Origin of the sequence: Haloferax profundi (assembly GCF_001469865.1) — an archaeon.
GTDB lineage: Archaea > Halobacteriota > Halobacteria > Halobacteriales > Haloferacaceae > Haloferax > Haloferax profundi.
In genome coordinates, this window is sequence record NZ_LOPV01000112.1 from 1 (window position 1) to 236 (window position 236).

A 236-nucleotide genomic window follows, 5' to 3' on the forward strand; every position below is an offset into this window, starting at 1 on the left:
GAGACCGAAGAGGTCACCGTTGACGTAGCCGTGCGCCCAGTCGGCGTTCCCCAGGTAGAAGAACACCATCAGGAAGCCGCCGAAGAAGGCGGCGAGCCGGGTGAGTGCTCCGATGAGGAGTCCGAGGCCGATGAGGGTCTGGCCGAGCGGAATCATGAAGTTCGTGAATTCGAGCATCCACGGAGTGCTGCCTGCCCACGCGAGGAAGCCGCTGATGGGACCGCTGGAGTTCATCA

General features: G+C 62.7%; 1 pseudogene. It reads right to left on the reverse strand.

The annotated features are described in order from the left end of the window. Nucleotides 1-236 (reverse strand): annotated as a pseudogene (locus AUR66_RS06190) (DoxX family membrane protein); the annotation flags it as partial.